At 56.2% G+C, this 21,725-nt stretch carries 25 protein-coding genes; 9 read left to right on the forward strand and 16 right to left on the reverse strand.

Annotated elements, in window-relative coordinates; translation table 11 throughout:
* Positions 1-91: 91 nt before the first annotated feature.
* The 3 genes from ahpF to ENH71_RS06970 form a co-directional block, all read right to left on the reverse strand.
* A complete protein-coding gene (gene ahpF / locus ENH71_RS06960; protein WP_294131609.1) occupies positions 92-1,645 on the reverse strand; it encodes an alkyl hydroperoxide reductase subunit F in 1,554 nt (517 codons plus the stop codon).
* A gap of 182 nt (positions 1,646-1,827) precedes the next feature.
* The gene (gene ahpC, locus ENH71_RS06965) at positions 1,828-2,391 is read right to left on the reverse strand and encodes an alkyl hydroperoxide reductase subunit C (RefSeq protein WP_294131610.1); all 564 of its coding nucleotides are present in this window, start codon (positions 2,389-2,391) and stop codon (positions 1,828-1,830) included.
* Positions 2,392-2,774: 383 nt separating this feature from the next.
* The gene (locus tag ENH71_RS06970) at positions 2,775-3,128 is read right to left on the reverse strand and encodes a DUF6164 family protein (RefSeq protein ID WP_294131612.1); all 354 of its coding nucleotides are present in this window, start codon (positions 3,126-3,128) and stop codon (positions 2,775-2,777) included.
* Between the two features lie 161 nt (positions 3,129-3,289).
* Between ENH71_RS06970 and ENH71_RS06975 the strand changes: the two genes are divergently transcribed.
* A complete protein-coding gene (locus ENH71_RS06975; protein WP_294131615.1) occupies positions 3,290-4,237 on the forward strand; it encodes a TraB/GumN family protein in 948 nt (315 codons plus the stop codon).
* A 49-nt stretch (positions 4,238-4,286) separates the two neighbouring features.
* On the opposite strand, the gene ENH71_RS06980 is transcribed toward ENH71_RS06975, so the two are convergent.
* The 4 genes from ENH71_RS06980 to ENH71_RS06995 all read right to left on the reverse strand — a co-directional run bounded on the left by ENH71_RS06980 (position 4,287) and on the right by ENH71_RS06995 (position 6,369).
* On the reverse strand, positions 4,287-4,460 hold the full coding sequence (locus ENH71_RS06980; protein ID WP_294131617.1) for a PFL_1563 family small protein: 174 nt from the start codon (positions 4,458-4,460) through the stop codon (positions 4,287-4,289).
* Between the two features lie 62 nt (positions 4,461-4,522).
* On the reverse strand, positions 4,523-5,128 hold the full coding sequence (locus ENH71_RS06985) for a DUF3501 family protein (RefSeq protein ID WP_294131618.1): 606 nt from the start codon (positions 5,126-5,128) through the stop codon (positions 4,523-4,525).
* A 7-nt stretch (positions 5,129-5,135) separates the two neighbouring features.
* On the reverse strand, positions 5,136-5,555 hold the full coding sequence (locus ENH71_RS06990; RefSeq protein ID WP_294131619.1) for a rubrerythrin family protein: 420 nt from the start codon (positions 5,553-5,555) through the stop codon (positions 5,136-5,138).
* 151 nt (positions 5,556-5,706) lie between these two features.
* A complete protein-coding gene (locus ENH71_RS06995) occupies positions 5,707-6,369 on the reverse strand; it encodes a hypothetical protein (protein WP_294131620.1) in 663 nt (220 codons plus the stop codon).
* A gap of 85 nt (positions 6,370-6,454) precedes the next feature.
* On the opposite strand from ENH71_RS06995, the gene ENH71_RS07000 reads away from it, so the two are divergent.
* From ENH71_RS07000 to ENH71_RS07010, 3 genes are read left to right on the forward strand one after another with little or no spacing between them, the layout of a single operon-like run.
* Positions 6,455-6,961, forward strand: coding sequence for an FKBP-type peptidyl-prolyl cis-trans isomerase (locus tag ENH71_RS07000; RefSeq protein ID WP_294131623.1), 507 nt, complete (start codon positions 6,455-6,457; stop codon positions 6,959-6,961).
* A 38-nt stretch (positions 6,962-6,999) separates the two neighbouring features.
* Positions 7,000-8,151, forward strand: a complete 1,152-nt coding sequence (locus ENH71_RS07005) for a sulfite oxidase (RefSeq protein WP_294131625.1) — start codon at positions 7,000-7,002, stop codon at positions 8,149-8,151.
* 46 nt (positions 8,152-8,197) lie between these two features.
* Positions 8,198-8,716 (forward strand): glycine cleavage system transcriptional repressor, encoded by a 519-nt coding sequence (locus ENH71_RS07010; RefSeq protein ID WP_294131626.1) that lies wholly within the window; start codon positions 8,198-8,200, stop codon positions 8,714-8,716.
* Here ENH71_RS07010 and ENH71_RS07015 read toward each other — a convergent pair.
* Positions 8,697-9,368 (reverse strand): histidinol-phosphatase, encoded by a 672-nt coding sequence (locus ENH71_RS07015; RefSeq protein WP_294131628.1) that lies wholly within the window; start codon positions 9,366-9,368, stop codon positions 8,697-8,699. The two genes, ENH71_RS07010 and ENH71_RS07015, sit on opposite strands and share 20 nt — an antisense overlap.
* Before the next feature lie 176 nt (positions 9,369-9,544).
* Between ENH71_RS07015 and rppH the strand changes: the two genes are divergently transcribed.
* From rppH to folA, 5 genes are read left to right on the forward strand one after another with little or no spacing between them, the layout of a single operon-like run.
* Entirely contained in the window at positions 9,545-10,033 is a 489-nt protein-coding gene (gene rppH, locus ENH71_RS07020) for an RNA pyrophosphohydrolase (protein ID WP_294131630.1), read from the forward strand.
* A 21-nt stretch (positions 10,034-10,054) separates the two neighbouring features.
* Positions 10,055-12,331, forward strand: a complete 2,277-nt coding sequence (gene ptsP / locus ENH71_RS07025) for a phosphoenolpyruvate--protein phosphotransferase (RefSeq protein ID WP_294131634.1) — start codon at positions 10,055-10,057, stop codon at positions 12,329-12,331.
* Positions 12,332-12,346: 15 nt separating this feature from the next.
* On the forward strand, positions 12,347-13,159 hold the full coding sequence (lgt, locus tag ENH71_RS07030; protein ID WP_294131636.1) for a prolipoprotein diacylglyceryl transferase: 813 nt from the start codon (positions 12,347-12,349) through the stop codon (positions 13,157-13,159).
* Between the two features lie 12 nt (positions 13,160-13,171).
* Complete coding sequence (gene thyA / locus ENH71_RS07035) at positions 13,172-13,966, forward strand: thymidylate synthase (protein ID WP_294131638.1); 795 nt, start codon at positions 13,172-13,174, stop codon at positions 13,964-13,966.
* 20 nt (positions 13,967-13,986) lie between these two features.
* Positions 13,987-14,487: a type 3 dihydrofolate reductase gene (gene folA / locus ENH71_RS07040; RefSeq protein ID WP_294131641.1), complete on the forward strand. Its 501-nt coding sequence runs from the start codon at positions 13,987-13,989 to the stop codon at positions 14,485-14,487.
* A 32-nt stretch (positions 14,488-14,519) separates the two neighbouring features.
* Here the strand turns inward: folA and argA are convergent, their stop codons facing one another.
* From argA to ENH71_RS07080, 8 genes are all read right to left on the reverse strand, one after another.
* Complete coding sequence (gene argA, locus ENH71_RS07045; protein WP_317622366.1) at positions 14,520-15,836, reverse strand: amino-acid N-acetyltransferase; 1,317 nt, start codon at positions 15,834-15,836, stop codon at positions 14,520-14,522.
* Positions 15,837-15,920: 84 nt separating this feature from the next.
* Positions 15,921-17,099 (reverse strand): acetylornithine deacetylase, encoded by a 1,179-nt coding sequence (gene argE / locus ENH71_RS07050; protein ID WP_294131644.1) that lies wholly within the window; start codon positions 17,097-17,099, stop codon positions 15,921-15,923.
* 7 nt (positions 17,100-17,106) lie between these two features.
* Entirely contained in the window at positions 17,107-17,457 is a 351-nt protein-coding gene (locus ENH71_RS07055; RefSeq protein WP_294131646.1) for a 4a-hydroxytetrahydrobiopterin dehydratase, read from the reverse strand.
* Between the two features lie 18 nt (positions 17,458-17,475).
* Positions 17,476-18,702, reverse strand: a complete 1,227-nt coding sequence (gene hemW / locus ENH71_RS07060; RefSeq protein ID WP_294131648.1) for a radical SAM family heme chaperone HemW — start codon at positions 18,700-18,702, stop codon at positions 17,476-17,478.
* On the reverse strand, positions 18,699-19,328 hold the full coding sequence (rdgB, locus tag ENH71_RS07065; RefSeq protein ID WP_294131650.1) for an RdgB/HAM1 family non-canonical purine NTP pyrophosphatase: 630 nt from the start codon (positions 19,326-19,328) through the stop codon (positions 18,699-18,701). The genes hemW and rdgB overlap by 4 nt, the downstream gene beginning before the upstream one ends.
* Positions 19,329-19,340: 12 nt before the next feature.
* Positions 19,341-19,943, reverse strand: coding sequence for a methionine biosynthesis protein MetW (metW, locus tag ENH71_RS07070; RefSeq protein ID WP_294131652.1), 603 nt, complete (start codon positions 19,941-19,943; stop codon positions 19,341-19,343).
* Entirely contained in the window at positions 19,943-21,133 is a 1,191-nt protein-coding gene (gene metX, locus ENH71_RS07075) for a homoserine O-succinyltransferase MetX (RefSeq protein ID WP_294131654.1), read from the reverse strand. The genes metW and metX overlap by 1 nt, the downstream gene beginning before the upstream one ends.
* 1 nt (position 21,134) lies before the next feature.
* A complete protein-coding gene (locus ENH71_RS07080; RefSeq protein WP_294131656.1) occupies positions 21,135-21,713 on the reverse strand; it encodes a YggT family protein in 579 nt (192 codons plus the stop codon).
* Between the last annotated feature and the right edge of the window lie 12 nt (positions 21,714-21,725).

The following is a 21,725-nucleotide window of genomic DNA, read 5'->3' on the forward strand; positions in this document are numbered from 1 at the left end:
AAATTACGCTGGGTACTATGCCGTGGATCACATGAGTTGGCAATCCTCTGATAGCCTCCCCTGTCGATGACAGGGGAGCCAGCTGCCCGAATCAATGACGAATCAGGTAGTCAAAGGCGCTCAATGAGGACCGGGAACCCTCGCCCATGGCAATGATAATCTGCTTGTAAGGCACATTGGTGACATCGCCTGCGGCAAACACGCCGGGGATGTTGGTCTGACCCTTGGCGTCTATCTCGATCTCGCCATAGGGGCTGGTGGTGACCGTACCTTTCACCCATTCGCTGTTAGGCAGCAGGCCAATCTGCACAAAAATACCTTCCAGCTCCAGCGTGTGCATCTCGTTGGTGTTTCTGTCCTTGTACTCGATACCGGTGACCCTGGTCTTGTCACCAAGCACCTGCGTGGTCTGCGCTGACGTGATGACGCTGACATTGGGCAGGCTGTGCAACTTTCGTTGCAACACATCGTCCGCTTTCAGGGTGTCGGCGAACTCCAGCACGGTCACGTGTTTAACAATACCAGCCAGATCAATGGCCGCCTCAATACCGGAATTGCCGCCGCCCGCGACGGCCACCCGCTTGCCTTTGTACAGTGGACCGTCGCAGTGCGGGCAGTAGGCCACGCCCTTGTTTCGGTACTCGGTTTCACCGGGCACGTTCAGTTCGCGCCAGCGCGCACCGGTACTCAGGATCACGGTTTTTGACCGGACCGATGAGCCGTTCTCGAATTTTATTTCGTGCAGACCACCAACCTCGGTCGCCGGCACCAGCGCCGACGCGCGCTGCAGGTTCATGATGTCGACTTCGTATTGTTTGACGTGCTCTTCCAGCTCCCGGACCAGTTTCGGACCTTCTGTTTCCTGCACGGAAACAAAGTTTTCGATGGCCATGGTATCGAGCACCTGGCCGCCAAAGCGCTCGGCGGCAACACCGGTGCGAATGCCTTTGCGTGCGGCGTAAATGGCAGCAGCAGCGCCGGCCGGACCACCGCCCACAATCAGCACGTCAAACGGTTCCTTGCTGCTGATTTTTTCCGCTTCGCGTTCGGCTGCGCCGGTGTCGATTTTCGCCAGTATCTCGTCAACGCCCATGCGTCCCTGACCAAAGGCTTCACCATTCAGGTAAACGCTGGGTACGGACATGACCTGACGCTGGTCAACCTCGTCCTGAAACAGGGCGCCGTCGATGGCTACGTGTTTGATATTGGGGTTCAGCACCGCCATCAGGTTCAGTGCCTGAACGACATCCGGACAGTTCTGGCATGACAGCGAGAAGTAGGTTTCAAAAACAAATTCGCCCTCAATGGCTTTGATCTGGGCAATTTTGTCGTCACTGAGTTTGGGCGGATGACCGCCTGTCTGCAGCAGAGCGAGTACCAGTGACGTGAATTCGTGACCCATGGGAATGCCGGCAAAGCGCAGGTGCATGTCCGCATCCGGGCGCTGCAGGGCAAAGGAAGGGCGGCGCTCATCCTGACCGTCCTCGCGTACGGTAATCTTGTCAGTCAGACCCGCGATGTCATGGACAAGTGTGCGAAGCTCTGCGGATTTGGCGCTGTCATCCAGCGAAGCAACGATCTCGAAAGGGCGGGTCACTTTTTCCAGGTAAGCCTTTAACTGGGCTTTCATGTTGGTGTCTAACATTTGACAAATTCCTCTTTAAGACAGCTATCCCTTAACAGGCGGTTGGTTAACTTGGTCTTTAGTAAAACAGGTACGGGTAAAACAGCTACGGTTGACAAAATTCGGGCACAAAAAAGCCCGGACGGTTCGCGCCCGGGCTTTCGGGCTAAGATCAGGCAATGTTTGCGATCAAAGCGGATGGATCAGATCTTGCCAACCAGATCCAGTGAAGGTGCCAGAGTGGCCTCGCCTTCTTTCCACTTTGCCGGGCAAACTTCGCCCGGGTGTTTCGCTACATACTGGGCAGCTTTGACTTTGCGCAACAACTCGGACGCATCGCGGCCGATATTGCCGGCAGAGATCTCAACGATCTGGATAACGCCATCGGGATCGATAACAAACGTACCGCGTTCAGCCAGACCCACTTCTTCGATCATGACTTCGAAGTTGCGGCTGATAATACCGGTCGGGTCACCGATCATCGGATACGTGATCTTGCCAATGGTTTCTGAGCTGTCGTGCCAGGCTTTGTGGGTAAAGTGGGTGTCGGTGGATACGCTGTACACTTCCACGTCACGGCTTTTCAGCTCGGCGTAGTTGTCAGCCAGGTCACCCAGCTCAGTCGGGCAAACGAAAGTGAAGTCAGCCGGGTAGAAAAATACCACGGACCATTTGCCCTTGAGATTCGCTTCGGTGACATCCACGAATTCGCCGTTATGGAAAGCAGTCGCTTTAAATGGTTTTACTTCAGTGTTGATCAATGACACGTTAATGCTCCTTTGCCGTGTAGCCGTTCCTTTAGGGGGAGGCCGATTAAGTTAACAGGGGCTATCATAACGGCGAGCGCAGCTTAGGTAAAATGAAATATTTATTGCGTAACGATAGATAAAACGTATCGTTGGTGGCGACTGCCCTGTTGTTGACGGGTCGACGTGAGTCCGGCACTGACTGCGCCGGTGTCTGTTATCGGGATCAGGGGGCTATTGCTGCTGCGTGTATCAATAGAGAAAATCGATGACATGAGTGACTGTGTTCAACTAAAGTCCGGTGAGCGGCCTGGTGAAGGGGTCGGTGAAGGGGTTGGTGAAGGGGTTGGTGAAGAGTTAAGTGAAGGAGTCAGTAAACAGGAATGCCTGGCAGGCAACCACTGTCAGTAAAAAATCAGGATGGAAATCGCTGCCACGGCGACGACAATGAACAGGTAGGTAATGACCATGGCCGGTTCCCGCCGCAGCTGAGTGAGCATGGTATCGGCTGTGCCGGCAGCCCTGTCAGCAAGGTATTGAGCGCGCATACGCTGCAGACGCTGATGTTGATAGTCATCCAGCAGCGCGCGGGCCTCCGGGTAATCCGCATCATGGTGGAGCCACAGGCCGGGCATGGAGATGCCCCAATTGCCGGCACTGGTTTCGTAAAACGAAACGTCATGCGTTGCCAGCAGCTCGCGAACCTCGGCGGCTTCGTCCTCAGGGACATTACGCAGTCGAAACAACAATTTTGCCATGGGTACCGGTCTTTTAGGTGTTCTCGTAGTGAAGATGGCAGCGCACAGCGTGCCTGGTCATGCTCACTATGCTACCTCTTCCCGGAGCCTGGCGACAGCCGTGGTGAGGCGTTAATCACCGGCGCCGCCGTCTGGCACAACGACTATTAACAGGAGCAATCATGAATATGCCTTCAGCATCAAGAGTCAGCACGTCGGCAGTAACCCCCGTCGTTCAGGGTCACGGAGCTTTCATGCGCCGTGTGCTGCAGGCTGCTGCTGTGTCATTGCTGCTTGTCATTGCCCTGCCGGCACGCGCCGACGCTCCGGTATGGCAGGCAAGCAAGGGCGATAACACGGTGTTTCTGGGCGGCACCATCCATTTGTTGCGGGCCCAGGATTATCCATTGCCGGAGGCGTTTGAAACCGCCTACCAGGCATCAGATCGTCTGTTCTTCGAGATTGATCAAAACCAGATGACGGATATGTCAGTGCAGGCACGCATGATGCAGCAACTGACCTATCAGGATGATCGTACCCTGCAAAGTGTACTTGATGATGAAACCTACGCGGCGTTGACTGCCTACGCCGAAAATGCCGGCCTGCCAATGGCCATGATGCAGAAATTCAAGCCCGGTATGCTGCTTACTACACTGTCATTGCTTGAGTTTCAGAGCCGGGGATTCACGCCCCAGGGCGTCGACGCGTATTACAATTCACGCGCCATGGGTGATGGCAAGGATCGGGGTGAGCTGGAAACCATAGATCAGCAGATCGCCATGCTGGCAAGCATGGGGGAAGGGTATGAGAGCGAATTTGTGACCTATTCACTGCGTGATCTGGAAACTGTTGGCGACGCTATCGAAGACATGCTGGCCGCCTGGCGGGCCGGCGACCAGGCATCGTTGGAAGCGCAGTTCATTGCTCCCATGCTGGCGGAGGCGCCAGAGCTTTACGACAGCATGCTGGTCGAGCGCAATAACAACTGGATGTCGCAAATTGAGGCGATGTTTGACGAGCCGGGTACCGAGTTCGTGTTGGTGGGCGCGGCACATCTTGTCGGAGAGCATGGCGTGCTAGCGATGCTCTCTGAACGTGGTTACGAGATTGACAGGGTGAGCGCAGACTAGTTAAAGCTTCTTCGTGGAGTCGGCATAGATGTCGACCCCACAGCGTGAATCAGTTTGCGGTTTTGTGGCTCAGGATGATCTGTCGCGGGCCGCGGGTATGTGTCTGGCCGCTGGTACCGGTTGGAATCTGTTGGACTTTACCACCTGATTTTACGAACGCCGCCATCTGGCGCGCCAGATCATCTCGGTCGCAAACGGGAAGATCTTTTTTGGACTTGGACATGCTGTCAACCTTTGGGTTCACCGTGTAAAGCCGATTATTATACACCATTTCAGCCAAAGCTGTCAGTCGACCTTGCCCGGTTCGAAGTCATGGCTCAGGGCTATGGCGACAGCGTCGGGCAGCGGATCGACATGATGCTGGTAGGCCGGGTGTTCACTGTAAACCGACCAGCGCGTGCCCTTGCGCACAGCGGCCAGCATCTCGGCAGTGAACTCGAAACGCAGGAAGTGCACGGCCGAGGTTTTGTCGGCTGTTGAGCGCGGCAGATCTTCGTCGGCGATGGCGGGTACCGGCGGGCAGCCTTTGATCTGCATATAAACCTGATGTTCCAGGCCCACCAGCTCATGCAGTGCTGTGTTCCGGCGAATGGCGTCGGAAAATTCGATCATCAGGGTACACTTCAGGTTGTGTCCGTCGGGAATCAGGGGATTGTAGGCTGCCAACTCCTGCCGGATTGCTTCGTCACTGCACAGGTTTTCCGCCCGCATCATTTCCAGCACCTGATATTTCATGGTCGCCCGGTCTTCGAAATGCAGTGTCACGTTCGGACCCAGGGCGACACGTCGATGTCTCTTGTGCTCAATGATGGTCCGGCGGATGGCGGGCCGCTGTTGCCGGTAGTGCGCCAGTGTGCCGATATCCGCCAGGGTCAGTTTCCTGTTGCTCATGTCCGGTTCAATCCTCAAGCTGATCAAGTGCCTTCTGGAAACGGTGAGCGTGTGATCGCTCCGCCTTGGCCAGGGTTTCCATCCAGTCTGCGATCTCTTCAAAGCCTTCATCACGGGCGTCTTTTGCCATGCCGGGGTACATGTTTGTGTATTCGTGAGTCTCTCCCGCGATGGCTGACTTCAGATTATCGGCGGTGCCGCCGATCGGCAGCCCGGTAACCGGATCGCCAACCTCTTCCAGATACTCCAGGTGGCCGTGGGCGTGACCGGTTTCCCCCTCTGCTGTGGAGCGGAACAGCGCTGAAACATCGTTGCGACCCTCAATATCAGCTTTCTGGGCAAAATACAGGTAACGACGGTTGGCCTGTGACTCGGCGGCGAATGCGTCCCTGAGGTTTTGTGCCGTTTTTGTGTCTTTCAATGACATCGTGTTGTCTCCGTGTCCTGGCAGATGAGCAAAAGCGCGCAACGCCTGAACATATCGTAGTTATACGCCCGATTCTAATGGTTTTTTTGTCGATACCAATGAGGAAAGTCAAACTTAGTGGGGAGACGTATTTCTTCGTCGGAGCAATCTGCTAGAATCGATCATCCTGACAGAGAGAGATCGGTATGACTGACACTAAAACCAAAGCGACGCGCACCAAAAAAGCCGACACCAGCGCTGACAAACCTGTTAAGACGTCAAAGCCCGCAGCAGGTAAGGCATCGACTGCCAAAAAGCCGGTTGCCAAAAAGCCATTAGCCCAAAAACCGGCTGCGAAAACAACCGCTGCGAAAACCGCGGTGGCCAAAAAGCCAGCTGCCAAAAAGCCAGCGGCAAAGACCACGGCGGCCAGCAAGCCGGCCAAGGCGCCCGCGAAAGCCGCGGCAGCTGCCAAAGGCACAAGCAAGGCACCGGCAAAAGCGGCCGCGTCACCGGCTAAAAAACCGGCACCAAAAGCCGCCTCCGCAGCGACCCGAAAGGCGGCTCCGAAAGCGGCGCCGGCTGCAAAAACAGCAGGCAGCAAGGCAGCGCCCAAAAAAGCGGCTGCCAGCACCAAGAGCAAAGCAGGCGCCAAGCCTGCTGCGAAGACAGCCACGACAGGCAAGGCCGGCGCCAGCACGAGCAAATCTGCCGCCGGGTCTGCGGCAAAAGCCAAAACCGCAAAATCGGCCCCGGCAACCGCCAAATCTGCAAAGCCGATGCCTGCGGCTGCAGCCAAAAAGCCGGCCAGCAAAAAACCAAAGGCCGCTGCCAAGCCGCCCGAGCCGGCACCCAAAGAACGCGTAGAAGGCGCCTCAGTCAACTTCAGCAGTGTTCAGGAACCGCCATCGCATCTGACCATGCGCGTGGATACCAACCGCGTAGTCGCCTTCCATTACCGGCTCTGTGAAGTGCGCCCCGATGGTAATCGTTCGCCATGGCTGGAGGCTTCCTTCGGGCGCCAGCCGCTGTTGTATTTGCACGGTCATGGCAATGTAGTGCCGGGACTGGAGCAGGCCATGGCGGGCAAGCGCGCCGGCGATCGCATCGAGATTACCCTGACGCCAGAGCAGGCGTATGGCCCGCGCACCTCAAACGAACTATTGCGCATTCCGATCAAGCATTTACAGCGCGCGCCGGAACGCAAGCATCTGGTACCCGGCACCATTGTGTCCGTTAAAACCAATCGTGGTGTCAAAAATGCACTGGTGGTCAAGGTCGGCAAATTCAATGTCGACCTCGATACCAACCATCCATATGCAGGCCGCACGTTGCATTATCAGATTGAAGTGTTGGGTGTGCGTCAGGCGACAGCCGAGGAAGTGGCGCATCGCCATGTACACGGGCCGGGCGGGCATCAGCATTAAGCTTGGAAAAACTAAAAATAACGAGAAAAGGTGGGGTTATGACAATTGAGAGCGAGAGCCGCAGAAACATGTTGAAAGCAGGTCTGGGCGCTGGTGTGATGGCTGCAGGTGCCAGTTTTCCCTGGATGGCACTGGCCCAGGGAGAAGAGCTGATGCCGTTTCTGGATGTACCCGAGGGTTACGATCCCGGCCCGCGCAGACCAGGCATGACGCATATCATTGATACCCGCCAGATCAATAATTTTTACAGCGACGACTTTTACGTTGTCCAGCACTATGGTCAGCCGGAGCTGGATGTCGACAACTATCGTCTGACAGTCACCGGGCTGGTCGATCGTCCGCTGAGTTTTACCCTTGACGAGCTGATGGCCCTGCCCGATCAAACCCTGGATGCCGGTTTCGAGTGCGGTGGTAACGGCAACCGTATGTACCATGGTCTGGTGGGCAACGCACGCTGGCGTGGTATCAATCTGAAAGCATTGCTGGAACGCGCTGGCGTACAGGAAGACGGGCGCGAAGTGGTGTTTTTCGGTGGTGATATCGGGCAAGAGGAAATCCGTGGCCGCACGGTGGACAAAGCCTTTGCCCGCAGCCTGTCGCTGGAAGATGCCATGCGTGAAGACAACATGATCGCCTTTGAGATGAATGGCCAGCCCTTGCCTGTGCATCACGGACGCCCGGTGCGGCTGCTGGTACCCGGTTTCTATGGCGTTGCCAATGTCAAATGGCTGACCCAGATCCATGTGCAGGACACGCGCTACATGGGACGTTTCATGGGTCGGGATTATGTCACCCTGAAAAAGGACATGGTTGGTGATCAGGAGCGCTGGGTGGAGAACTCGGTAGCGCGCATGAATCTGAAATCGGTTATCGCCCGGGTGACCAGGCGCGGCAACAGTCACCGCATCAGCGGTTTTGCGCTGAACGATGGCACTCCTTTGCGCAGCATCGACATCAGCATTGATGGCGGTGCCTGGCAGCAGGCTGTCATTGATCCGCAGGCGTCCACCTACAGCTGGAAACCTTTCCATTTTGACTGGCAGGGTGCAACACCGGGTGAGCACACTATTGTGTCGCGGGTCACGGATATTGAAGGCAGTACCCAGGCCGTAACCGAGGATTTGCCGGAGCGGGTCAGTTACTGGGAAGAGTTCGGTCAGTTCCCGCGCCGGGTCATGATAGGCGCCTGAAGCGATTTACCCTGACGTCCGATTAAACTGAAGTGAGTGTTTGTCTATGAAAACGTATCTGGTGCTGACGCTGATCGGCAACGACCAACCCGGGCTGGTGGAGTCACTGGCGCAGATTGTGGCGCAGCATCAGGGCAACTGGCTGGAAAGTAACATGTCACGGCTGGCGGGCAAGTTTGCCGGCATTCTGCGTGTCAGTGTTGACGAAGACAAAGCCGAGGCTCTGGTGTCTGCACTGGATGCGCTGTCGCCGCGTTTAAAGCTGATTGTTGAGCGCTCAGCGCAGGCAGAGCCGGAAAAACCCCTGCGCGCTCTGCGCCTGAGCCTGGTTGGCAACGACCGGCCGGGCATCATCCGTGATATTTCCGGTGCCCTGGCGCGTCAACACGTGAACGTCGATGATCTGGACACTGAATGTGTGCCGGCACCGATGTCATCAGATGTGCTGTTTCGCGCAGAAGCGGTGCTCCACATTCCGGCAGATCTCGATATCGAAGCGCTACGCGCGGAACTGGAGCGCCTGGCCGATGACCTGATCGTGGATATCAGCCTGATCGCAGACTGATGATGCGCCAGCCCCGATCGCTGGCATGCTGGCGTAGCTTGTCATCGGGATCCACGGCCACCGCTTCGCCCACCGCTTCCAGCAATGGAATATCGTTAAACGAATCGCTGTAAAACACCGCGTTCTGCATGGATAACGAGGGATCTTCCTGCTTGCGCAGCCAGGATTCGAGTTTGCCGATCTTGCCCGCCTGAAAGCAGGGCTTGCCATCGATTTTCCCCGTCAGAACGCCGGCCACCTGGGCCAGATCGGTGGCAATCAGATGTGTTATGCCAAGTCTCTCTGCGATCGGCGCGGTGATAAAACGGTTGGTTGCGGTGACAATCAGGCAAATGTCGCCCGCTGCCTTGTGCTCGTTGATCAGTTTCTGTGCGCTGTCCTGCAGCATGGGTTCGATGAACTGGCGCATGAACAGGGCGTGCAACTCGGCCAGGCGGGCAGCGGGCAGACCTGCCACCGGCGCAATGGCAAATTCGCAATATTCGTTCATATCGAGCACACCCTGTTTGTATTGCTGGTAGAACGCATCATTGCGGCGTCGGTGCGCGTCGGCATCCACCAGTTCAGCGTGGCACAGGTATTCGCCCCACGCGTGATCGCTGTCGCCTGCCAGCAGGGTGTTGTCGAGATCAAAAATGGCCAGTTTTGTCATGAAGTCAGTCTCTGCAATTGGCTTGGGTGGGGTCAACGGGCCGGTATTATAACCTGAGACGGGCGCTTTTTTGCCGGGCGGAATTGTGAAACAATGCAGAGTGGGCATCGCGCAACAAATTCGTCACTGAGCAACTGTTCTATCACTGCGTAAACGGGAAGCAATGAGATACCAACATGATTGATGCTGAAGGCTTCAGACCCAATGTCGGTATCATCATCTGTAATGCCAGAGGGCAGGTGTTATGGGCCAAGCGTATTGGTCAGGATGCCTGGCAGTTTCCTCAGGGTGGTATTCGCCAGGGTGAACGCTTGCAGCAGGCGATGTACAGGGAATTAAAAGAAGAAGTCGGGCTTGAAGCCAGGGACGTGGAAATACTCTCCAGCACACGGGATTGGTTGTACTACCAGTTACCGCGACACTACATCCGGCAGAATTCCAATCCGGTGTGTATCGGACAAAAACAGAAATGGTTTTTGCTCGGATTGCGAGGAGATGAATCGCGTATCTGTCTGTCCAGTCAGAACATGACGCCGGAGTTTGATGACTGGCAGTGGGTCAGTTTCTGGTACCCGCTGAGCCAGGTGATTGAGTTTAAAAGAGAAGTTTATCGCCAGGCACTCAAACAGCTGGTCAAGCCCCTGAACCGGTTCATTAACTCGTGAGACGCTGACAGACAGCCCCATATGCTTGATAGATTGCGAGACATAGTTCAGGCGGTGAATTCCGCCCGGGACCTACAGTCCGCGCTCGACGTCATTGTCTCGAGCGTGCGCGAGGCCATGGCCACACAGGTGTGCTCCGTATACCTGCTGGACAGCGATATTGGCAGCCACGTGCTGATGGCATCCGAAGGTCTGCGCAAGGAATCGGTTGGCCATGTCAGTCTGCAGCTCGACGAAGGCCTGGTCGGCCTGGTGGCGCGCAATGCCGAGCCGGTTAATCTGGAAGATGCGCAGTCGCACCCCAATTATCACTACCTGTCGGAAACCGGCGAGGAAGCCTTTAGCTCCTTCCTGGGTGTGCCCATTATTCACCACCGCAAAGTTCTTGGCGTGCTGGTAGTGCAGCACCGGGAGAAGCGTTCCTTTGATGCCGGTGAAGAAGCTTTCCTGATTACCCTGTCGGCGCAGCTGGCCGGGGTCATCGCCGCTGCCGAGGCCACCGGCGCGATTCAGGGCGTGAGCCCGTCCGGCCAGCGTCGTGCCGACAGCAGTTTTTCCGGAATCTCCGGCGCGTCAGGTGTCGCCATCGGGCACGCCGTGGTGGTGTTTCCGCATGCCGATCTGAGCATTATTCCGAGCCGGCAGATTGATGACATCGACGCCGAACTGAGTGCGTTCGCCATCGCGTTATCAGCGGTGCGTGATGATATCCGCGCGCTGAGCGCGAGTGTCGGACAGCAGTTGCGACCGGAAGAGCGCGAGCTGTTCGATGTGTATCTGCGCATGCTTGATGACGATGCGCTGGGCCGCGAAGTCAATGACCTGATCCGTCAGGGTAACTGGGCCCAGGGATCGCTGGCCGATGTGGCCACCGACCATGTTAAATCCTTTGAACAGATGAAGGATCCATACCTGCGCGAACGTGCAGCTGACATCAAGGATCTGTGCAGCCGGGTACTGGCTTACCTGCAGGAAACCGAAAACACCAAGCAGCGGGAATACCCCGAGAATACCATTCTGGTCGGCGAAGAGCTGACGCCATCGATGTTGATGGAAGTACCCCGGGATAAACTGGTGGGTATGATATCCGTCAAAGGGTCAGGTAACTCACACGTAGCGATTCTGGCGCGCACCATGGGCATACCGACGGTGATGGGCGCGGTGGACCTGCCGTACCGAAAACTTGACGGCCGTCCGCTGATTGTCGATGGTTACAACGGCACGGTGTTGACCAGCCCATCGGAAGCAACACTGGCGCGTTACGGCGAAGTGCTGAAAGAGGAAGAACAGTTTGTTCGTGGTCTGGAAGCACTGATTGATTTGCCGTGTATCACGCCGGATCATCACCGCGTCAGCCTGTGGGTGAACACCGGTTTGATGACCGACGTCGTGCGCTCGCTGGATCACGGCGCTGAAGGTATCGGGCTGTTCCGTACCGAAGTACCGTTTCTGCTCAGTGAGCGCTTCCCCAGCGAGCAGGAGCAGGCTGACATTTATCGCGAGCAGTTACAGGCATTCGCACCCAAACCGGTGACCATGCGCACGCTGGATATCGGTGGTGACAAATCATTGCCATATTTCCCGATCGAAGAAGCCAACCCCTTTCTGGGCTGGCGCGGCATCCGCGTGACGCTCGACCATCCGGAGATTTTTATCGCGCAGACACGGGCCATGATCCGCGCCAGTGAGGGCCTCGACAACCTGCAGATCATGTTGCCGATGGTGTCCAATCTGCAGGAAGTCACCAGCGCCACCCAGATTATCAAGCGCGCCCTGCGTGAGCTGCAGGAAGAAGGCCTCGACGTAAAGATGCCACCGATCGGTGTCATGATCGAATTGCCGGCGGCAGTTTATCTGACCCGTGCCCTGTGCCAGATCGTCGACTTTGTGTCCGTGGGCAGCAACGACCTGACCCAGTATCTGCTGGCAGTCGACCGCAACAACCCGCGGGTCGCTGATCTGTACTCTGCTTTCCATCCTGCGGTGTTGAACGCCCTTCAACATGTGGTAACGGCCGCGCATGCGGAGAACCGTCCGGTCAGTATCTGTGGCGAAATGGCCGGCGACCCGGGTGCCGCCATTCTGTTGATGGCCATGGGCTTTGATACGCTGTCGATGAACGCCTCCACCCTGCTGAAAGTCAAAGCAGTGATTCGTGCCATAACACTGAGCACGGCCAAAACTCTGCTGCACGATGTGATGCAGATGAGTGACGCCGAAAGTATCCGCAGCTGTGTTGATCTGGCGCTGTATAACGCCGGTGTCGACCGACTGCTGCGCTCATCGCGCACCAACTGACTCTGAGGAAGATTGATGCTGACATACCCCGATATTGATCCCGTTGCGTTCTCTCTGGGACCCTTGACGGTGCACTGGTACGGCATCATGTATATCGTGGCGTTTACCGGTGCCTGGTACCTTGCCCGTCTTCGTGCCCGACGCGCGTCGACAGGCGGGCCCGCCTTTGAGAAATTCAGATTCACCGATGAACAACTGGCAGATCTGGTGTTTTATGGGGCGTTAGGTGCGGTGTTGGGCGGCCGGTTTGGCTCGGTGATGTTTTACAATTTTGATCGTTTTCTGGCTGATCCCTTGTGGTTGTTGCGGGTGTGGGAAGGCGGTATGTCATTCCACGGTGGATTTCTTGGCGTGATGCTGGCGTTCTATTTTTACTCTCGCCGCATCAATAAAAACTATTTTGATGTGCTCGATTTTATCGCACCGCTGGCGCCATTTGGTCTGGGTGTCGGCAGACTTGGCAATTTCATTGGCGGGGAGCTTTGGGGGCGTCCGACCGATGTGCCCTGGGGTATGGTGTTCCCGCATGTCGATCAGGTGGCACGTCACGCTTCGCAACTGTATCAGGCCGTACTGGAAGGCGTGGTACTGTTCGCACTGATGTGGTGGTTCTCGTCAAAACCACGTCCGCGCTACGCGGTGTCCGGCTTATTTGCCGTCGGCTACGGCGTTCAGCGTTTCTTTGTTGAATTCTACCGTGAGCCCGATTCATGGCTCGGCTTTGTTGCGCTGGACTGGTTGACCATGGGCCAGATATTGTCGGTGCCGATGATCATCGCAGGTGTTGTTTTGCTGGTCGTGGCATACCGCAAGCCCGCGCAGGCATAAAAGAGGAAAAGCATGAAACAGTTCCAGGACTTGCTGCAACGTATTCTTGATGAGGGCGCTGTCAAAACTGACCGCACCGGCACAGGTACCGTGTCGGTGTTTGGCCATCAGATGCGCTTCAATCTGCAGGATGGTTTTCCCCTGCTGACCACCAAAAAATTACATCTGCGTTCCATAATCCATGAGCTTTTATGGTTTCTCAGCGGCGATACCAATATCAAATACCTGAAAGACAATGGTGTATCGATCTGGGATGAGTGGGCCGATGAGAACGGCGACCTGGGGCCGGTTTATGGTTTCCAGTGGCGCTCCTGGCCAGCGCAAGATGGTCAATCCGTCGACCAGATCAGCAAGTTGATAGACCAGATAAAAACCAGTCCGGACTCCCGACGGTTGATGGTGGTGGCCTACAACCCGGCTTACGTCGATGAGATGGCGCTGCCACCCTGTCATTCACTGTTCCAGTTTTATGTCGCCAATGGCAAGCTTTCCTGTCAATTATATCAACGCTCCGCCGACACCTTTTTAGGGGTACCGTTCAATATAGCGTCGTATGCTTTGTTGACACATATGGTTGCGCAACAATGTGATCTGGACGTGGGTGATTTTATCTGGACCGGAGGTGACACACACCTGTACAGCAACCACCTGGAGCAGGCCCGATTGCAGTTGACGCGTGAGCCGTTGCCACTGCCGCAGCTGGAATTCAGGCGTCGTCCGGACAGCATATTCGACTACAAATTCGACGATTTCGAAATAGTGGGTTACCAGGCACATCCCAGTATACCGGCGCCGATTGCGGTATAGCTTATCAATCAGGAAACATTATGAGACTGGCGTTAATCTGGGCCATGGCCCGTAACAGAGTGATTGGCCGCAACAATGCCCTGCCCTGGTATTTGCCCGAAGACCTGCGATATTTCAAACAGGTCACCATGGGTAAGCCCATCATCATGGGGCGCAAAACCTGGGAGTCTATTGGCCGGCCATTGCCGGGCCGAACCAATATCGTCATCAGCCGTGACCCCGAATTCACTGCCGACGGGGTCAAGGTTGTACAGTCACTGGAAGCGGCCATCACGTTGGCGGAGCACGTCACCACCATCGATGGTGGTGACGAGGCCGTAGTTATGGGTGGTGCGCAGATCTATGAAATGGCACTGCCGATGGCTGATCGTCTGTACATGACGCAGGTGCATGCCGATGTTGAAGGCGACGTGACGTTTCCCGAGTTTGAACTGGCAGCCTGGCATGAGTTGGGTCGCGAGGACTTCAGCGCGTCGGATACCAATCCCTACGACTACAGCTTTGTAGTGCTGGAGCGTTAAGCCGTTACCCGCGGTTTCGGCATAAAGGCCTTTTAGCCCAGTATTTTGCGGAAAGCCTTGGAGTTGCGCTGATAATTGTACATTTCCTGCTTTTTGATAGGCAGATTAGCAATTTCTATAGGCGTGAAACCTCGTTCCAGAAACCAGTGAGCGGTCTGGGTGGTCAACACAATCACTTTGGTCATGCCCTGCTTGCGTGCTTCCTTCTCCAGCGCGCGCAACAGATGATCGCCGCGACCGGTTTCCTGGTAATCCTTATGAATGGCAATGCAGGCGATTTCGCCACTGTCTTCGTCCAGCGGATAAATGGCCGCACAGGCGATGATGGTGTCTTCCATTTCGATCACCTTGAAGTAATCGATTTCAGCTTCCAGCAGTTCGCGTGACCGGTGTACCAGCACACCCGCCGCTTCCAGTGGCGCGATCAGCTCCAGTATGCCACCGACATCGTCAATCACAGCCTGTCGCAGCAGTTCGAAGTTGTCGCGTGATACCAGTGTGCCATTGCCGTCGCGAGTGAACAGCTCCTCAATCAGCGCGCCGTTGTCGGCATAATTGATCAGGTGGCAGCGATGCACGGTTTTGCCACTGGCCTTGATGGCTGCTGCCAATGATTCGCGCACGCCGTTCCGGGCCTGTTCGTTGTTGTCGTCGATGCTGTCCAGTAGCGACGCAGCGGCTACCGGGCTCAACGTGCTGACCAGATTATTCTGCGCATCCATGACGCCACGCTGTGGACCAAACAGAATCAGCTTATCGGCGCGCATGGCGATCGCAACTTCGGTTGCCACTTCCTCGGCTGACAGATTGAACACTTCGCCGGTGGGCGAGTAACCGAGGTTGGACAGCAGCACAATATTGTTCTTGTCCAGGTGCTGTTGTATGGCGGTTGCATTGACTTTGCGGACAACGCCGGTCAGGGAAAAGTCCACACCATCAATAATCCCCAGTGGCCGGGCGGTGATGAAATTGCCGCGACTGACCTTGATGTCGGCACCATGCATGGGTGAGTTGGCCAGCCCCATGGAAAACTGGGCTTCCATATCAATCGACATGCCGCCGACCACGTGCTTGATCGCGTGCAGCCCTTCAGCGTCAGTGACGCGCAAGGCATTGTGATAGCGTAGCTCAAGACCAGCCTGATCCAGTGCCTGGTTGATTTGCGGGCGGGCGCCGTGGACCAGCACCAGCTTGACGCCCAGACTGTGCAGCAAGGTGATGTCATGCACAATATTACTGAAGTTGTCATGCGCGATCGCTTCACCGGTCAGCAATACCACAAACACCTTTTTCCGGTGTGCGTTGATGTAACTCGATGAGTGTCGGAACCAGTCGATGTACTGCGCCAGATTTTCCATGCCTTGTTATCCTGCCGGGCGATTCCCTGCGGTATCAGTGTCTGTTGTTGCCAGATCAATGATTGTAACGCGATTTTATCTCGCGGTGGCGTTGCCTTTGACACAATAGTGAGTGATCAACTCTCGCAGCAGGTCCACACAGGGTTGGATGCGGTCCAGCCCCAGATATTCGTCCGGCTGATGCGCCTGTTCGATGTCTCCCGGTCCCAGCACGATGGTGTCCATGCCAATTCGCTGTAGCCAGGGTGCTTCGGTGCCAAAGGCAACTGTGCCGGCGCTATGCCCGGTCAGGCGTTCCGCTGTTTTGACCAGGTCGCTCTCCGCCGGACACAGAAACGCCGGCGCACCGGGGAACAGCGGAATCAGTTCAAAACCGACCTGCCAGCGCTTGGCCAGCGGCCGCAGGCGCTCGTCAATCATGCTGCGCATGACTTCGACTTCCATGCCGGGCAGCAGGCGGATATCAAACTCCAGCTCGCACTGACCACAGATCCGATTGGGATTGTCGCCACCGTGAATGCAGCCCAGGTTCATGGTGGGCAGTTCAATGGCAAACAGCGGATTGCGGTATTTTTCCTGCAGCTCGGCGCGAAACCGGAGTAGCTCGCCGATCACATCATGCATGGCTTCCATGGCATTGATGCCCAGACTGGGGTCCGATGAATGCCCGCTACGACCCTGCAGGCGAATGGACTCCATCATCACCCCTTTGTGTGCATGCACCGGCTTCATGCCAGTGGGTTCGCCGATAACGGCATAACGGGCTTTGGGGCGCCCCAGCTCGGCCAGTTTGCGGGCGCCGAACATGGAGGTTTCTTCGTCGGACGTCGCCAGTACAATCAATGGCTGCTGCATGGGCGTATCGACAAAATTGCGCACAGCTTCCAGAATCAGCGCAAAAAAGCCTTTCATATCAGTGCTGCCCAGGCCATAGATACGATTGTCTTTCTCGGTCATCTGCAGCGGATTGACCGACCACAGCGCTTCATCCATGGGCACGGTATCGGTATGACCGGCCAGCACCAGACCGCCGGGACCACTGCCCAGAGTCGCAATCAGGTTGGCTTTGCCCTGCTCGCTGCTGGATTCACAAGGCATGATTTCACACTGGAACCCCAGCGCGGTGAACTGTTCTGCGAGGTAGTTGATCACCGGCATATTGCTCATGTCGATGCTGCTATTGGTTGAACTGATGCTGGGTAAGCGTAGCACCGCATCCATATGTTGCATCAGCGAACGGGCTTTGATTGCCATGATTGCCTCAGTCCGTGCGCGTGATCAGCGCATCGGTTTTTGCTGCCATAATAAAATCGTTCATGTGCAGGCCATTAACCTTGTCGGTCCACCAGCACACACGGGTCATTCCCCACTCTACGGTCAGACCGGGATAGTGATTCTCGCGTTCGGCCAGCGCGGCGATTTTGTAAGCGAAAGTAAACGCTTCGCGAAAATCCCTGAAATGATAGTCACGCTGAATGCGCTCTACGCCATCCACCTGCACTTTCTTCCACCGCCCTATGGACGGCAACACGCGCTCGACCTCGTCAGAGGATAATGGCCGGGTGCCAATGACACAAGGCTGGCAGTGTTGTTGGGCGAGGGTAGTGCTCATGGGCCACCTCGTTAGGTTCTAAACGAATGCTTCCAGTACGGAATTGAGAAACTGGTAACCGGTATCCGTGGTGCTGATGCGATCGCCGTCAATCCGAAATAACTGGCGCTGATGCAAGGATTCTACCTGCTTTGCGATCAGGCTGAAAGGTAGCCCGGTACGCTGTTCGAACTGACGCCGGGTAAACCCTTCGCGCAAACGCAGGGCATTGAGCAGGAACTCCAGGGGCAGCTGATCGGTTTCGATAGGGCCGGCATCAGCCAGGTAGGGGTAACGATTGAGCAGATTGCCGGCGCTCTGGTTTAGCGCCTGTTTTTTTGCCACCGCCGCCGCCTGCAGATAGTGCCCGGGTTGGCGGCGTTTGTGCATGCGCAAAATGCGCTGCCGTGAGCGCTGGGTGATTTTGCCATGAGCGCCGGCGCCGATGCCCAGGTAATCACCGAAGCGCCAGTAGTTAAGATTGTGGCGGGCCTGGCCGCCGGCCCTGGCGAAGGCCGACACTTCGTAGCGGGTAAAGCCATGATCCGCCAGCAGCGTCAGACCGCTGTCCTGAATGTCAATCAGTGTGTCTTCGGGCGGCAGCGGTGGTGGATGTTTGAAGAACACCGTGTTCGGCTCGATTGTCAGTTGATACCAGGAAATATGTTCGGGTTCGGCATCGATGGCCCGTTGCAGATCCTTCATGGCTGAGTCTGCTGACTGTGCCTGCAGGCCATACATGATGTCCAGATTGAGCCGGTTGAAACCTGCCTTGTGGGCGTATTCAATCGCGCGTTCGGCGTCGTGCTCATCGTGTATACGGCCCAGCTGCTGCAATTGTTGCGGATCAAAGCTCTGAATGCCCAGCGACAGGCGGTTGATGCCGGCACTGTGATAGTCAGCGAACTTGCCACGTTCGGCAGTACCCGGGTTGGCTTCCAGCGTGATTTCGATGTCGCTGGAAAATGCTGCCATTTTTTGCAGCCCGTTTAATAATCGATCGTACGCCGCCGCGGACAACAGGCTGGGTGTGCCACCACCGATGAAAATGGTGCTGATGGCACGTTTTTGTACATAGGACAGGTCGTGGCGAAAGTCATCTAGCAGTGCGTCAACATAATCATCTTCGGGCAGTTCGCCTTTTTGTTCGTGGGAGTTGAAATCGCAGTACGGACACTTGCGCACACACCAGGGGACATGAACGTAAAGACTGAGTGGCGGAAGTTCCAGCGTGAGCGTGGTTCTGTCCTCTGTTGCATTACTCACAGGTGTGTCTGCAGTTGCTGAATCAGCGATTGCATGGCGATGGCGCGATGGCTGATCGCGTTCTTCTGTTCAGCACTCAGTTGTGCGGAGCTGCACGCCATCGATGGCACATGGAACAGCGGGTCATAACCAAAGCCGCCCTCACCTGTCGGGGCCGGCAGAATCCGGCCATGCCACACGCCATGACAAACAATTGGCGTGGGGTCGGCAGCATGACGCAGATATACCAGCACGCAATGAAACTGAGCGCTGCGTTTGTCTTCCGGCAGACCTTCAAGCAGGCCCAGCAGCTTCCGGTTATTGGCGGCGTCGCGCGTGCCACGATCAGCGTCGGCAGGGCAATCGCCGGTCATATCGGCGAAGCGTGCTGAATAGATGCCGGGGGCGCCACCCAGTGCATCGACGGACAGCCCGGAGTCATCAGCCAATGCCGGCAGGCTGCTGGCATCACTGGCATGCCGCGCTTTCAGAATGGCATTCTCGATAAATGTGAGACCTGTTTCGTCGGCATCGCCAATGCCCAGCGATTGCTGTGTCACCAGCTCAACATGAAGCGGCTGCAACAGTTGTTGCAGTTCGCGAAGCTTACCTGCATTACCCGAGGCCAGAACGATTCTTTTGCTCATGGTTGGTCCGGTTTACGGCGCAGGCGCGCGCGAGAAATGGTAAATGGCGATTTCACTGAGCAGGTTCGGTGCTGCCCGGATAAACCAACTGTCGCGATGTTTGTAATCCACCACAGTGCGGGTAATGACGTCGATGTTCTTGTCATGGCAAAAGACGTCAAAATCCCGCACGGTACAAAAGTGTATGTTCGGTGTGTTGTACCACTCGTACGGAATATATTCCGATACCGGCATGCGACCCTTGATAGCCAGGTGCATACGAGCGCGCCAGTTGCCAAAGTTGGGGAAGGTCACAATGCAGTTCTTGCCAATGCGCAGCATTTCCTCGACCAGCAGTTCAGGGAAATGTACCGCCTGCAAGGTCTGCGTCAACAGCACGGTATCAAAGCTCTGTGACTCAAAATTTTGCAGTCCCTGGTTAAGGTCCTGTTGAATAACGCTGATACCTTTGGCCAGGCAGGCATTGATTCTGGTCTCATCGATTTCCAGTCCGGTGCCGACCGTTTGCAGGTTGTCCTGCAGATAACGCAGCAGACTGCCGTCACCGCAGCCCAGGTCAAGCACCCGGCTGCCCGGTGCAATCCAGTTACGAATAATATCCAGATCTGCTCGCATCAGGCACTCACCTCGTCTTTGACAACAGTCAGGTAGGTGGTCAGCGCTTCCATGTAACGTGGCACCGGCAACAGAAAAGCGTCGTGGCCCTGGTCGGCTTCGATCTCCAGGTAACTGACCTGTTTACCGGCAGCCAGCAGCGCGGTGACGATCTCCCGGGTACGCTCGGGTGGGAAGCGCCAGTCCGTGCTGAACGACATCAACAGAAACCGACAGTCGCTGTTGGCAAAGGCTTTGCCAAGGTCGCCGTCATAATCGACGGTGGGGTCAAAATAATCCAGCGCCTTGGTCATCAGCAGATAGGTGTTGGCGTCAAACGTTTCCGAGAAACGTTCTCCCTGATAATGCAGGTAGCTCTCAACCTGAAAGTCGACATCAAAGCCAAAGCTCAGCTTGCCGGCTCTCAGGTCGCGCCCCAGGTTCAGTGATACCTGCTTCAGCTCATCAGACACCTTGCCGAATTTCTCACGCATGGCGCTGTCGGACAGATAAGTGATATGCCCCACCATACGCGCCAGCATCAGGCCTTTTTTCGGCAGTACTTCATGCTCGCGGTATCGGCCGGCGTGAAAGTCCGGGTCGGCGGTAATGGACTGGCGCGCCACCTCGTTGAAGGCGATATTCTGCGCCGACAATTTTGGCGCCACCGCCAGCATGATGGCGTGACGCACACGTTCGGGGTAACTGATGGACCAGCGCATGACCTGCATGCCGCCGAGACTGCCGCCGACGACGGCGGCCCACTGTTGAATGCCCAGTCGGTCTGCCAGACGCGCCTGACTGTTGACCCAGTCGCGCACTGTGACTACCGGGAAGTCCGGGCCGTACCAGGTGCCGGTGTCGGGGTTGATTGACGCCGGGCCGGTGCTGCCGGCGCAGCCGCCGAGATTGTTCAGGGAAACTACAAAAAAATGATTGGTGTCGATGGGTTTTCCCGGCCCGATGCACACATCCCACCAGCCGGGTTTTTTGTCGTCCATGCTGTGATAGCCGGCCGCGTGGTGATCACCGCTCAGCGCATGACAAATCAGAATGGCATTGGACTGGTCTGCGTTCAGAGTGCCGTAGGTCTCCACGATCAGGTCATAGGCCTTCAGCACCTTGCCGCTGCGCAGCGTCAGTGGTTCCTCGAAGCGGTAAAGCTCGGGGGTGACGATGCCAACGGAGTTTTCCGGAAGGACGTCGGGCATATTACAGACCTGGGACAAACACGGGGTTGGCGTTAACCGGCGCAATCAGCACGATTCGTATAATCTGCAGACTCAGGAAAACAAAAATGGGCGACAGATCCAGCCCCCCCATCGCAGGCAACAGGCGTCGGAAAGGCGCCATGATCGGCTCCACCAGTTGCCGCACCAGTACCAGTGCCGGGTGCGCACTGAAAGGAGCAATGAAGCTGGCAACGATGGAGATAAGCAGTCCCCAAAAATAGATATTCAGGACAAAACTCAACAGCCCCACCAGGGCCCAGGTCAGGATCAGCCCGGGGCCAGGCAGGGAAATGCCGGCCAGTAATATAAGCGCACTGATCATGGCACACTGCACCAGGATGGCGAATACCAGCGACGAGAAATCAATGCCGCGAAAGCCGGGAATAAATTTGCGGAAAATCTGTACGCCGGGGTCGGTGGCACGCACGATCATTTGTGTAATGGGGTTGTAAAAGTCGGCGCGCGACAACTGCAGCAAAAAGCGCAACAGGATTGCCAGCAAATACAGCGAGCCCAGAGTGGTAATCAGTAAGGTGCCGATACTGCCAAGTGAGTTCATAGTGAGGTCTCT

Origin of the sequence: Pseudohongiella sp., from assembly GCF_011050365.1 — a bacterium.
Classification (GTDB): domain Bacteria; phylum Pseudomonadota; class Gammaproteobacteria; order Pseudomonadales; family Pseudohongiellaceae; genus Pseudohongiella.

Excerpts from the sequence above, each read along its gene's own strand:
- thyA (WP_294131638.1), top strand. The coding sequence starts at position 13,172 with ATGAAACAGTTCCAGGACTTGCTGCAACGTATTCTTGATGAGGGCGCT.
- ENH71_RS06985 (WP_294131618.1), bottom strand. The coding sequence starts at position 5,128 with ATGAGCAACAGGAAACTGACCCTGGCGGATATCGGCACACTGGCGCAC.
- ptsP (WP_294131634.1), top strand. The coding sequence starts at position 10,055 with ATGCTTGATAGATTGCGAGACATAGTTCAGGCGGTGAATTCCGCCCGG.
- ENH71_RS07010 (WP_294131626.1), top strand. The coding sequence starts at position 8,198 with ATGAAAACGTATCTGGTGCTGACGCTGATCGGCAACGACCAACCCGGG.
- argE (WP_294131644.1), bottom strand. The coding sequence starts at position 17,099 with ATGGCAATCAAAGCCCGTTCGCTGATGCAACATATGGATGCGGTGCTA.
- ENH71_RS06975 (WP_294131615.1), top strand. The coding sequence starts at position 3,290 with ATGAATATGCCTTCAGCATCAAGAGTCAGCACGTCGGCAGTAACCCCC.
- ahpF (WP_294131609.1), bottom strand. The coding sequence starts at position 1,645 with ATGTTAGACACCAACATGAAAGCCCAGTTAAAGGCTTACCTGGAAAAA.
- ENH71_RS06980 (WP_294131617.1), bottom strand. The coding sequence starts at position 4,460 with ATGTCCAAGTCCAAAAAAGATCTTCCCGTTTGCGACCGAGATGATCTG.
- ENH71_RS07015 (WP_294131628.1), bottom strand. The coding sequence starts at position 9,368 with ATGACAAAACTGGCCATTTTTGATCTCGACAACACCCTGCTGGCAGGC.
- lgt (WP_294131636.1), top strand. The coding sequence starts at position 12,347 with ATGCTGACATACCCCGATATTGATCCCGTTGCGTTCTCTCTGGGACCC.
- ENH71_RS06990 (WP_294131619.1), bottom strand. The coding sequence starts at position 5,555 with ATGTCATTGAAAGACACAAAAACGGCACAAAACCTCAGGGACGCATTC.
- metW (WP_294131652.1), bottom strand. The coding sequence starts at position 19,943 with ATGCGAGCAGATCTGGATATTATTCGTAACTGGATTGCACCGGGCAGC.
- ENH71_RS07000 (WP_294131623.1), top strand. The coding sequence starts at position 6,455 with ATGCGCGTGGATACCAACCGCGTAGTCGCCTTCCATTACCGGCTCTGT.
- folA (WP_294131641.1), top strand. The coding sequence starts at position 13,987 with ATGAGACTGGCGTTAATCTGGGCCATGGCCCGTAACAGAGTGATTGGC.
- rppH (WP_294131630.1), top strand. The coding sequence starts at position 9,545 with ATGATTGATGCTGAAGGCTTCAGACCCAATGTCGGTATCATCATCTGT.
- ENH71_RS07080 (WP_294131656.1), bottom strand. The coding sequence starts at position 21,713 with ATGAACTCACTTGGCAGTATCGGCACCTTACTGATTACCACTCTGGGC.
- rdgB (WP_294131650.1), bottom strand. The coding sequence starts at position 19,328 with ATGAGCAAAAGAATCGTTCTGGCCTCGGGTAATGCAGGTAAGCTTCGC.
- ENH71_RS07005 (WP_294131625.1), top strand. The coding sequence starts at position 7,000 with ATGACAATTGAGAGCGAGAGCCGCAGAAACATGTTGAAAGCAGGTCTG.
- ENH71_RS06970 (WP_294131612.1), bottom strand. The coding sequence starts at position 3,128 with ATGGCAAAATTGTTGTTTCGACTGCGTAATGTCCCTGAGGACGAAGCC.
- metX (WP_294131654.1), bottom strand. The coding sequence starts at position 21,133 with ATGCCCGACGTCCTTCCGGAAAACTCCGTTGGCATCGTCACCCCCGAG.
- ENH71_RS07055 (WP_294131646.1), bottom strand. The coding sequence starts at position 17,457 with ATGAGCACTACCCTCGCCCAACAACACTGCCAGCCTTGTGTCATTGGC.